This is a genomic window from Actinophytocola algeriensis, assembly GCF_014203735.1.
In the GTDB taxonomy this organism is placed as follows: Bacteria; Actinomycetota; Actinomycetes; order Mycobacteriales; family Pseudonocardiaceae; genus Actinophytocola; species Actinophytocola algeriensis.
In genome coordinates, this window is sequence record NZ_JACHJQ010000003.1 from 584,035 (window position 1) to 594,392 (window position 10,358).

The following is a 10,358-nucleotide window of genomic DNA, read 5'->3' on the forward strand; positions in this document are numbered from 1 at the left end:
GAGGACGCTGCACGTCTCGAAAGCGTCTTCCAGGGCATTGCGGGTCAGGGCTTCGCCAGTTCCCGCAGTACGTCGTCCAGCGGGGTCGGCTTCAGGTCGAAGGTCGCCGCGGTGTCGGCCCAGTCCATGACCATCGGGCGCCGGTACAGGTACTGCGTCTCCGGCATCTCCGCCATCATCGGGTCCGCCTGCGCCGCGGTGTGCAGTTCCAACGGCGTCATCTCCCGGATCGCCGGCGTGGTGACACCGGCCACCGAAGCGAAGCGGGAGGTCATCTCCCGCACCGAGATGTCCGACGTCTGCGGCGTGTGCCACGCCCGTCCCCATCCCGCCGCCGACCGCGCCACCGCCACCAGCGTCGCCGCCACGTCGCCCGTGTACGTCCAGCTGTGGGCGACATCCAGGTCCGCCGGGAACACGACCTCCTCGCCCGCCAGCACGTTCGGCCCGATCATCAGGTTGAACATCGCGATCGCGCCGACGCCCAGGTAGTCACCCGGCCGCACCTCCGCGAACCGCAGGTGCCCGGCCGAGTGCGCCGCCAGCCCGTCGAGGTACATCCGCGTCCGGACCTGCCCCTTGACGGTCGTCGGCCGCAGCGGCAGGTCCGGTGTCACCGGCCCGTCGAACGGGCCGTAGCCGTAGCCGTTGGACAGGTTCACGTACCCCGCGCCGGTCGCCGACGCCGCCGCCACCAGAGCCGACGACAGCGCGGGCGTCTCCTCCGGCCACCGGTCGTACGGCGGCATCGCGCAGTTGACGATCGTCGCCGCGCCACGGGACAGCTCCGTCAGCGATCTGGTCGCGTCCGCCGCCACCAGTTCGATCCGGGGGTGGGACGGGCCCGCGCCGCGCCGGGTCACCACCCGGACGTCGTCGCCAGTGGACGCCAGCAGGAGGGCGGTCGCGGTGCCGGTCGGGCCCGCGCCTACTACAACGTGGAAGGTCATGTCCTCGACGATATGACCCGTCGCGAAGACTGTGGATGGTTCAGAAGCTCGAAAAGATGTCCTACAGTCTTCACATGGACGTGCTCAGCGATGTGTTGACGGCCCTGCGCACCGGGCGGCCCTCCGCCGCGCGCTCCTCCAGCCGGGCACCCTGGGGGGTGCGTTTCCACCAGGGGCTGGCCGCCGGCTGCCACGTCGTCCTCTCCGGCAGCTGCTGGCTCCTCTCCGAACACGGCGAACCACGGCCGCTCAACATCGGCGACGTCCTGTTCACCCCGCACGGGGACGGTTACGCCCTCGCCGACCAGCCCGGCAGCCCGCTCGTCGACTTCGACCCCGCGCCGGACGACACCGGCCCGCTCGACGAGATGCGCATCGACGGCGCGGGCCCGGTCACGGAACTGCTGTGCGCCTACTACATGTTCGACCCGGCCCGCCCGCACCCGCTGCTCGCCGACCTCCCGGCGATGATCCACGTGCCGGCGCGCGTCGGGCAGCACCAGTCGCTGCGGTCCGCGGTGGAGCTGCTCGGCGACGAGCTGGCCGACCCGAGACCGGGCACCGGCGCGGTGGTGCCCGCGCTGATCGACATGCTGCTGACGTACGTGCTCCGCGCGTGGCTCGACGAGCAGCCCGACGGCCACTCCGGCTGGGCCACCGCACTGCGCGACCCGGCGATCACCACGGCACTGCGCCAGATCCACCGCCACCCCGACAAGCCGTGGACCGTCGAGGACCTCGCCGCCGCCGCCGGGCTGTCCCGCGCCGCGTTCGCGAAGCGGTTCACCACGATCATCGGCCAGCCGCCGCTGGGCTACCTGACGTGGTGGCGCATGACCACCGCCGCCCGGCTGCTCCGCGAGACGGACGAACCGCTGCGCACGATCGCCGCCCGCTGCGGCTACGCCTCGGAGTACGCGTTCGGCAAGGCGTTCAAGCGGGCCTTCGACACCGCGCCCGGCCAGTACCGGGCCTCACAGGGGGCGGTGCTCGAGCACGTGTCGTAGCGCGCGGCGCGCCCGCTCCACCCGGCGCGCCTCGTACGCGATGGGGAAGTACCGCAGCTTCTCCGGCAGCAGCGGCACCACCCGGCCGACCGCGTACCCCAGCGCCCGCAGCAGGCGCTCGTCGCGGGCGCGCCACGTCAGGCCGAGCTTGTCGCGGGCCGACGGCGGCAGCGTGCCGACCGTCACGAAGTGCTGCACCCGCCCCGGCACAACCATCGCCAGCCGCCACAGCGGCCGCAGCGCCGACGGCACGGCGGGCGGCGGCGGGACGCGGCGCGTCGTCTCGAGGTACTCGTAGACCGTCGGGTGCGCGACCAGCGTCTCGTCGACCATGTCCGCGAAGTACTTCAGGTACGCGTCGTAGGTCGGCGGGATCTCCTTCTCCGCCACGTGCAGGTTCCGCGCCAGCTGCACGACCTCCGCGTAGTACGCCTCCTCGTCGGCCCGTGTCAGCGGCTTCCGCGAGAAGTACTTCGCGCCGACGGTGTACGCGTATGGCGCGGTCAGGATGATCCACGCCCACGGCCCGGACGCCAGCGCCGTGTGCGTCACTCCGTCCACGGTGGACTTGAGGGGGGCGTGGAGCGCGCGCAGCCGGTCGCCTTCGGCCAGTGCCTCCTCGCCGCCGTAGATCCATGTCATCACCGACGCGATGGACCGCTGCGCCCGCCCGATCGCGTCGGTCCGGAACACCGAGTGCTCACCGACGACCGCGCCGACCGTCGGGTGCATCACCTGCAGCGCGAACGCCGCACCGGTGGTGAGGGAGAACGTGACGAGGCCGGTCTCGTCCCACAAGCGCGTACCCGGCCCGATCGGCTGCCGCATGGCCCCGCTCCCTTCTGGTGGAGGTCGTCACCAGATAACATAGGGTCGCATGAAGACCTACGGTGGCGCCAGCCCTGCCGAGCGCACGGCCAAACGCCGGGCCGCTCTGTGCGAGGCCGCCCTCGACCTCCTCGCCGAGGGCGGGTGGGAGCGCGTCACCGTGCGCGGGGTCTGCGTCCGCGCGAAGCTCAACGACCGCTACTTCTACGAGAGCTTCCGCGACCCGGAGTCCCTGCTGCTCACCGTTCGCGAACAGGTGACGGCGCAGGCGTTCGCGGTCGTGGGGACGGCGATCGCGGACACCGAGCCCGACCCGGAGGTCCGCGTCCGCGCGGTGATCGAGGCCCTCGTCGGGTTCTTCACCGAGGACCCGCGCCGCGGGCACGTGCTGGTCCAGTCCCAGGCCACCGAGGAACTGCGGAAGGCGCGCCAGGTGAGCATCCGCGCGATGGCACGCCTGGTCGCCGACCAGGGCGCGGCGATGCTCGGCGCGCAGGCCCCGCCGGAACAGGACCGCGAACTCGCCGCGCTCACCCTCGTCCACGGCACGCTCGAGCTGTTCGCGTCGTGGCTGCGTGGCGAGCTGGACGTCACCCGCGAGCACCTCGTCGACTTTCTCGTCGCCATGGTGCACACGACCGAGGAGCTCGCCGCCGCGCTCCGGCGGCAGCGGCGCTGACACCGTTACGCTCTCCTGGTGCCCGGTGACAGAGCTTGGAGATGAGTGCGCCCGCCCGTGAACCGTTGGGCCGGTTCGACGTGGTGGCTGTCGCGACCTCGGCGGGCGGCGTCCAGGCCCTCAGCGCGTTGCTCGGCGCCCTGCCTGCGGACTTCCCGGTGCCGGTGCTGATCGTGCAGCACCTCGACCCCCGGCACGACACGACTCTCGCGGACATCCTCGACCGCCGGTCCGCGCTGCGGGTCAAGCTCGCCGACGCGGGTGAGCACGCCGAACCCGGCACCGCCTACATCGCCCCGCCGGACCGCCACCTGCTGATCGGCGCGGACGGCGTGCTGTCGCTGTCCGACCGGCCCCGCACCCAGTTCGTCCGCCCGGCGGCCGACCTGCTCTTCGAGAGCGTGGCCGACGCGTACGGTGCCCGGGCGGTCGTCTGCGTGCTGACCGGCAGTGGCCGCGACGGTGCGGCGGGCGTGGTGGCCGCGAAGACCCGCGGCGGGACGGTGATCGTCGAGGACCCGGAGACCGCCGCGTTCGCCGGCATGCCGCACGCCGCGGTCCGGAGCGAGCACGTGGACCACGTGCTCGCGCTGGCCGACATCCCGACCGCACTCCACGACCTCCTGGTGGCGACCCGACCGTGACCGAGCCGATCGACAGCGACCTCGAAGAGTTGCTGAGCTTCATCCGCGACTCGCGTGGCTTCGACTTCACCGGCTACAAGCGCACCTCGCTGACCCGGCGCATCCGCAAGCGCATGGCCGACGTCGGCATCTCCGACTACGTCGACTACCGCGACCTCCTCGAGGCGAGCGCGGCCGAGTTCGGTGCGCTGTTCAACACGATCCTGATCAACGTCACCAGCTTCTTCCGGGATGACGAGAGCTGGGCCTACCTGCGGGACGACGTGGTGCCGGAGCTCCTCGGCGGGCTGACCGCCGACGAGGAGATCCGGGTGTGGAGCGCGGGCTGCTCCAGTGGCGAGGAGGCGTACTCGCTGGCGATCGTGCTCGCGGAGGCCATCGGCATCGACGAGTTCGTCCGGCGGGTGAAGATCTACAGCACCGACGTCGACGACGACGCGCTGCGCAAGGCGCGGGCGGGCGCGTACGAGGCGAAGGCCGTCGAGGCGCTGCCGGAACCCCTGCGGGAGAAGTACTTCGAGCCGCAGGACCGCAAGCTGGTGTTCCGCTCCGACCTGCGCCGCCGGGTCATCTTCGGCCGCCACGACATCACCAGGGACGCGCCGATCTCGCGGCTGCACCTGCTGGTGTGCCGCAACACGCTGATGTACTTCAACGTCGAGGCCCAGCAGACGATCGTCGACCGGTTCACGTTCGCGCTGAACGACCGCGGTGTCCTGTTCCTCGGCAAGGCGGAGATGCTGCTGGCCGACGGCAACCGGTTCGACGTGGTGACCATGCGGCACCGCATCTTCCAGCGCAGGGGTGGCGGCCACGCGTGGCCGTCGTCCCAGGAGCGGCCGATGCGCACGGTCGTGACGCCGCAGGACGCCGACCGGCAGCGGCAGCTGGGTGACCTCGCACTGGAGACCGCGCCGAACGCGCTGGTCGCGGTGGACATGGCGGGGACGGTCATGCGGATCAACGGCCAGGCCAGGGAGCGGCTCGGGCTGGGGCCCGCCGACGTGGGCAGGCCGTTCCGCGACCTGGAGGTGTCCTACCGGCCGCTCGAGCTGCGGTCGCTCGTCGAGCAGGCGCAGGACACCCGGCGCCCGATACGGGTCAACGCCGTCGAACGCAGGCTCACCGCGGACGACGTGCAGTACCTCGACATCGTGGTCCAGCCGTTGATCGCGAGCGACGGTGAGGTGCTCGGCGCGGCACTCTCGTTCATCGACAACACCCTGTTCACCCAGCTGCAGCAGGAGGTCAAACGCAGCCGCGAGGAGCTGGAGACGACGAACGAGGAGCTCCAGTCCACCAACGAGGAACTCGAGACGACCAACGAGGAGCTCCAGTCCAGCATCGAGGAGCTGGAGACCACGAACGAGGAGCTCCAGTCCACCAACGAGGAACTCGAGACGACCAACGAGGAGCTCCAGTCCGGCAACGAGGAGCTGGAGACCATGAACGAGGAGATGCGGATCCGCAGCATGCAGCTGGACGAGGCCCGCACGTTCCTCGAAGGTGTGCTCGCGAGCGTCGCGGCGGGCGTGGTGGTGCTGGACGCGGAGCTGCGGGTGCGGAGCTGGAACCGCGGCGCGGAGGAGCTGTGGGGGTTGCGTGCGGCAGAGGTCCGGCACGAGGACTTCTTCGCGCTCGACTTCGGGTTGCCCACGGCCGACGTGGCCAAGCTGGTGCGCCGGTGTTCCGTCGAACGGCGCCGCGCCGGCCCGATCGACGTCCAGGCGGTGAACCGCAGGGGCCGCGGCTTCACGTGCTCGCTCACGTTCACCCCGCTCGAGGGTGTGAGCGCCGGCGTGGTGCTGCTGATGGAGGCCGTCGATCAAGGGTGAACCGAGGTACGCTTTGCCGCGTGCTTGAACAGCACTCGAACGCGTCCGGCATCGCCAGGGCCCGGCAGCGAGCGACCCGGGAACGAGCCCGTGCGGCACGTGCCGCCGGCGTCGCGGGCAGGCACGAACACCTCGCGAAACAAGCAAGTCCGGCACTGGGCGGGCTGCACCGCGACATGGCCGCCATGCACCGCGACATCGAGCGCAGGCACCTGACGGCGGCCCGGTTGCACGCCGACCACGCCGAACGGCTGGTGCGGGCAGGTGACGTCACACCGGCACCACCGTTCATGGCGGCGGTGGCCGCGGAGGTCGGCGCCGTCCACGTCGGCATCAGCCTCGTGCTCGGCGACCGGACCGAGGCGGTGACGGTCGCGTCGGACGTGATCGCCACGGCGGTCCAGGACCTGGAGTCCATCATCGGGGAGGGACCGGTGCACGACGTCGCCTCGTACGGTGACCCGATCGTGGCCGACGCGTCGGCGTTCCCGGTGCGGTGGCCGCGGTTGGCGTCCGCGGTGGCGCTGTACGGCGTGCGTTCTGTCGCGGCCGAGCCACTGCGCACGAACACGGGCTGTCTCGGCGTGCTGACCGTGTTCGACCCGCCTGCCGAAGCGGCGCCGGGGTCGCTGGCCACGGTCGCCGACGCCCTGGTGTACAGCGCGCTGCTCGCCCCGGACAGCGGCGATCCACTGGACCTGCCGCTGCTGGTGGGCGCCGACGACCACGCTGTCCTGCACCAGGCCAGCGGTATGGTCGCAGAACAGCTCGGTTGCGGTGTGTCCGACGGACTCGTCGTACTGCGTGCCAGGGCCTTCGCCACCGACACGCCCCTCGCCGCGATCGCGGACGAGATCGTTCATGGAGGGTTGAAGGTGAACTGATGTACGAGTCGGGTCGAGGGCTCGTGGCGCTCGCGGAAATCCTGGTCGACGGGTTCGACCTGCCCGCTCAGCGGAACCTGCTCACGGCCAAGTGCGCTGACCTGCTCGACGTGGGCGCCGCGGCGCTGCTCGGGCTGGACATCGACGGCGCGCAGGTGGTCGAGGCGGCCTCCGAGGAGACGGCGGAGCTGCTGGCCCGGTTCGAACTGGCCTACGAACAGGGCCCCGGGGTCGACGCCCTCCGCACCGGGGAGTGCGTGGAGTGCACCGACCTGACCAACGCCACCCTGCGGTGGCCCCAGTTCGCGCCGCTCGCGCTGGAGGCGGGGGTCGCCGCCGGGTTCGGGCTGCCGTGCCGGTTGCGCGACGAGGTGGTCGGCGCGATGACCCTGTACGTGAACGTGCCGGGGCCACTGCCCGAGGGGAGCGAGGAGCTCCGGCACGGACTGGTCAACGTCGTCACGCTCGGGGTGACCGCGCACCGCGGCCGCGAGATGGCGGTGCGGGCCGGACAGCTGCAGAGCGCGCTGGACACCCGGGTGGCCATCGAGCAGGCCAAGGGGATGCTGGCAGAACGGGAGAACGTCACGGTCGACGAGGCGTTCACCGTGCTCCGCAACTACGCGCGCAAGAACGGCGTGAAGATGCGGCTGGTGGCGGAGGACGTGGTCAAGGGCGTGCTGACAATTCCCGCGACCTATCGACCGAACTGACTGGCTGGCTGACGGGGTCCCGGCCGGCGGCGCGGACGTGCTCGGTTCGTCCTCGGGGTGGCGTGGTGAGTGGGTGTTTACCCCTGCCGCCGGCCGGTCCCTCCCTCCCCCAGACGCAGCTGGCTGGCCGCCAGCAGTCGTACTTCCCTGATGGTCTGGTCAAGGCCCGTGATGGCCCGTTCGAGACGGGTCCGTGCCGGGCCGTTGGTGTCACTCAGCGCGACATTCATGTCGAGCGCGACGCGAGACAGCCGTTCACTGATCACGCTTGCCTGGACGACGAAAATATCGACCGGCTCATGATCGTCCCAGCTCATGGTCCCTCGGCGAACTCGTGCGGAGTATGTGCCGGGTCCTGGGCACGACTGAAGACCCCAGAACCATAACCCCGCGTTCGCCACGGTGTGTATCCGCCAAACGGTCGACACAGGTCAGAAGATCGCCTGCCACAACGCGAGGAGTGCGAACACGGCGAACACGGCGGCCGCGCCGCGCTGGATCAGGTGCGCGGGCACCTTCGCCCGCAGCTTGCGGCCGACGACCAGCGCCAGCACGGTCACGCTCATCAGCGCGAGGAACGTCCCGATGCCGACGGCGACGGGGCTCGCGTACCGCGCGGCCACACCGATCGCGGTCACCTGGGAGGCGTCGCCCCACTCGGTGAGGAACAGGGTGCCGAACGAGATCATCGCGGCACGCAGGAACGGGATCGCGTCGCGCTTCGCCGGGCCGGCGCCGTCGGCCTCGTCGGTGTCCGATTCGCGGCTTTCGCGCCACAGCAGGAACGCGCCGACTCCGAACAGGACGGCGATCGCCGCCGCCACGACCCGTTCGGGCAGCAGGGTGATGGCACTGCCGAGCGCGACCGCGATGACGGCCTGCAGCGCGAACGCGATGCCCGCGCCGAGCAGTACGGCCTTGCCGCGGAAGCGATTGGACAGCACGAGGGTCAGCGCCGTCGTCTTGTCCGGCAGTTCGAGCAGGAAGACGGCGCCGTACGCCGAGACGAACGCCAGAAGCCAGTGGCCCATGTGGACGGAAATCCTTCCGTGTCGGGCCCGGACGGAGGCAGCATGACTCCGGCCGGGCATGCTGCAACCCGGCCGGAGGTCTCGTTCGCCCGCTGGGAAAGCGGGTGAGGCACCGGACCCGACAAGCGAGTCAGTATGTCGATGCTCTCGCCGTGCGAGTGCGAACACCCGCAGCGGGAACTACTCCCCTCTGGCACCACCAGTGTAACCCGGCCGCGGTGACGCACCGTTATGGCGGTGGTCACGGGACGAACGTCCTGTCCGATCAGGACCGCGGGACCTGCCGGACGTCCGCCCGCACGGGAAGTCTTGATGGCGTGGAAGTACTCGACCTCGCGCGGTGGCAGTTCGGCATCACGACCGTCTACCACTTCCTGATGGTTCCGTTGACGATCGGCCTGTCGCTGCTGGTCGCGGGCATGCAGACGGCGTGGGTGCGCACCGGGAACCCGCGGTACCTGGCGATGACGAAGTTCTGGGGCAAGCTCCTGATGATCAACTTCGCCATGGGCGTGGTCACCGGGATCGTCCAGGAGTTCCAGTTCGGCATGGCGTGGAGCGAGTACTCCCGCTTCGTCGGCGACGTGTTCGGCGCGCCGCTCGCCATGGAGGGACTGGTCGCGTTCTTCGTCGAGTCGACCTTCCTCGGGCTGTGGATGTTCGGCTGGGACCGGCTGCCCAAACGCGTGCACCTCGCGTGCGTGTGGGCGTTCTCGCTGGCCACGGTCGCGTCGGCGTACTTCATCCTCGCGGCGAACTCGTGGATGCAGCACCCGGTCGGCGCGGACCTGGTCGACGGGCGGCCGCAGCTGACGTCGATCTGGGCGGTGCTGTCGAACTCGACCGTGCTGGCCGCGTTCCCGCACGCGATCTTCGGCGCGTTCGCGGTGGCGGCGACGTTCCTGGTGGGCATCGGCGCGTGGCGACTGTGGCGGTCTCGTGCGGACGAGGGCACCTGGCGTGCCTCGGTCCGGCTGGGTGCGTGGGTCGGGGTCGTCGCGTTCGCGGGGCTCGCGATCAGCGGTGACCTGCAGTCGAAGCTGATGTTCGAACAGCAGCCGATGAAGATGGCGTCGGCGGAAGCCTTGTGCCACACCGAGCAGCCGGCCGGGTTCTCGATCTTCGCGGTCGGCGACGTGTCCGAACCGGACTGCGAGAACGTCAAGTCGATCACCGTCCCGGCGCTGTTGTCCTTCCTGGCACACGGCGACTTCGACGCGAAGGTGACCGGTGTCGAGGACCTCGTCGAGCAGTACCAGGAGAAGTACGGGACGCACTACCCGGTCGACTCGCGACTGGGTGAACTGTCCGGTCAGCCGATCGACTACGTGCCGAACCTGCCGGTGACGTACTGGAGCTTCCGGTTCATGATCGGCCTCGGTGCCATCGGGACGTTCGCGGGGCTGGCGGTGCTGTGGCTGACGCGGCGCGGGCGCGTGCCGACGAACCGCTGGTTCCCCCGGCTGGCGTTGGCGAGCATCGCGCTTCCCTTCGTCGCCAACAGCTTCGGGTGGATCTTCACCGAGATGGGGCGCCAGCCGTTCGTGGTCGCGCCCAACCCGTCCGGTGTGGACGGGGTGTGGATGTTCACCGCGCGGGCCGTGTCCGGGCTGACCGTCGGCGAGGTGCTGACGTCGCTGATCGCGCTGACGCTCGTGTACGGCGTGCTGGCGGTGGTGGAGGTCGTGCTGATGCGCCGCTACGTGCGGGCCGGGATCTCCGAGTCCGGCCCGGATTCGCCGGAGAAGAAGTCCGACGACGACAACCTGACGTTCGCGTACTGAGGA

General features: G+C 70.5%; 11 protein-coding genes. 7 read left to right on the plus strand and 4 right to left on the minus strand.

The window, feature by feature from the left end:
* Positions 1-44: 44 nt before the first annotated feature.
* Positions 45-950 (minus strand): NAD-dependent epimerase/dehydratase family protein, encoded by a 906-nt coding sequence (locus FHR82_RS15090; protein ID WP_184810999.1) that lies wholly within the window; start codon positions 948-950, stop codon positions 45-47.
* A gap of 74 nt (positions 951-1,024) precedes the next feature.
* On the opposite strand from FHR82_RS15090, the gene FHR82_RS15095 reads away from it, so the two are divergent.
* Positions 1,025-1,957, plus strand: a complete 933-nt coding sequence (locus tag FHR82_RS15095) for an AraC family transcriptional regulator (protein WP_184811000.1) — start codon at positions 1,025-1,027, stop codon at positions 1,955-1,957.
* On the opposite strand, the gene FHR82_RS15100 is transcribed toward FHR82_RS15095, so the two are convergent.
* Positions 1,925-2,785: an oxygenase MpaB family protein gene (locus tag FHR82_RS15100; protein WP_184811001.1), complete on the minus strand. Its 861-nt coding sequence runs from the start codon at positions 2,783-2,785 to the stop codon at positions 1,925-1,927. The genes FHR82_RS15095 and FHR82_RS15100 overlap by 33 nt on opposite strands.
* Positions 2,786-2,834: 49 nt before the next feature.
* Between FHR82_RS15100 and FHR82_RS15105 the strand changes: the two genes are divergently transcribed.
* From FHR82_RS15105 to FHR82_RS15125, 5 genes are read left to right on the plus strand one after another with little or no spacing between them, the layout of a single operon-like run.
* On the plus strand, positions 2,835-3,464 hold the full coding sequence (locus tag FHR82_RS15105; RefSeq protein ID WP_184811002.1) for a TetR/AcrR family transcriptional regulator: 630 nt from the start codon (positions 2,835-2,837) through the stop codon (positions 3,462-3,464).
* A 41-nt stretch (positions 3,465-3,505) separates the two neighbouring features.
* On the plus strand, positions 3,506-4,108 hold the full coding sequence (locus FHR82_RS15110) for a chemotaxis protein CheB (protein WP_184811003.1): 603 nt from the start codon (positions 3,506-3,508) through the stop codon (positions 4,106-4,108).
* Entirely contained in the window at positions 4,105-5,943 is a 1,839-nt protein-coding gene (locus FHR82_RS15115; protein ID WP_184811004.1) for a CheR family methyltransferase, read from the plus strand. Before FHR82_RS15110 ends, FHR82_RS15115 begins: the two co-directional genes overlap by 4 nt.
* Before the next feature lie 20 nt (positions 5,944-5,963).
* On the plus strand, positions 5,964-6,827 hold the full coding sequence (locus tag FHR82_RS15120; RefSeq protein WP_184811005.1) for an ANTAR domain-containing protein: 864 nt from the start codon (positions 5,964-5,966) through the stop codon (positions 6,825-6,827).
* Positions 6,827-7,540, plus strand: a complete 714-nt coding sequence (locus FHR82_RS15125; RefSeq protein ID WP_184811006.1) for a GAF and ANTAR domain-containing protein — start codon at positions 6,827-6,829, stop codon at positions 7,538-7,540. Before FHR82_RS15120 ends, FHR82_RS15125 begins: the two co-directional genes overlap by 1 nt.
* A gap of 77 nt (positions 7,541-7,617) precedes the next feature.
* Here FHR82_RS15125 and FHR82_RS15130 read toward each other — a convergent pair whose 3' ends face one another.
* Both FHR82_RS15130 and FHR82_RS15135 read right to left on the minus strand, forming a co-directional pair.
* The gene (locus tag FHR82_RS15130; RefSeq protein ID WP_184811007.1) at positions 7,618-7,857 is read right to left on the minus strand and encodes a hypothetical protein; all 240 of its coding nucleotides are present in this window, start codon (positions 7,855-7,857) and stop codon (positions 7,618-7,620) included.
* 114 nt (positions 7,858-7,971) lie between these two features.
* The gene (locus tag FHR82_RS15135) at positions 7,972-8,571 is read right to left on the minus strand and encodes a TMEM165/GDT1 family protein (protein ID WP_184811008.1); all 600 of its coding nucleotides are present in this window, start codon (positions 8,569-8,571) and stop codon (positions 7,972-7,974) included.
* Between the two features lie 317 nt (positions 8,572-8,888).
* Between FHR82_RS15135 and FHR82_RS15140 the strand changes: the two genes are divergently transcribed.
* Entirely contained in the window at positions 8,889-10,355 is a 1,467-nt protein-coding gene (locus FHR82_RS15140) for a cytochrome ubiquinol oxidase subunit I (RefSeq protein ID WP_184811009.1), read from the plus strand.
* Positions 10,356-10,358 lie beyond the last annotated feature (3 nt).

What these genes read in the sequence shown, in the direction of transcription:
- FHR82_RS15090 (WP_184810999.1), bottom strand. Translation starts at nt 950, where the DNA reads ATGACCTTCCACGTTGTAGTAGGCGCGGGCCCGACCGGCACCGCGACC.
- FHR82_RS15095 (WP_184811000.1), top strand. Translation starts at nt 1,025, where the DNA reads ATGGACGTGCTCAGCGATGTGTTGACGGCCCTGCGCACCGGGCGGCCC.
- FHR82_RS15100 (WP_184811001.1), bottom strand. Translation starts at nt 2,785, where the DNA reads ATGCGGCAGCCGATCGGGCCGGGTACGCGCTTGTGGGACGAGACCGGC.
- FHR82_RS15105 (WP_184811002.1), top strand. Translation starts at nt 2,835, where the DNA reads ATGAAGACCTACGGTGGCGCCAGCCCTGCCGAGCGCACGGCCAAACGC.
- FHR82_RS15110 (WP_184811003.1), top strand. Translation starts at nt 3,506, where the DNA reads ATGAGTGCGCCCGCCCGTGAACCGTTGGGCCGGTTCGACGTGGTGGCT.
- FHR82_RS15125 (WP_184811006.1), top strand. Translation starts at nt 6,827, where the DNA reads ATGTACGAGTCGGGTCGAGGGCTCGTGGCGCTCGCGGAAATCCTGGTC.
- FHR82_RS15130 (WP_184811007.1), bottom strand. Translation starts at nt 7,857, where the DNA reads ATGAGCTGGGACGATCATGAGCCGGTCGATATTTTCGTCGTCCAGGCA.
- FHR82_RS15135 (WP_184811008.1), bottom strand. Translation starts at nt 8,571, where the DNA reads ATGGGCCACTGGCTTCTGGCGTTCGTCTCGGCGTACGGCGCCGTCTTC.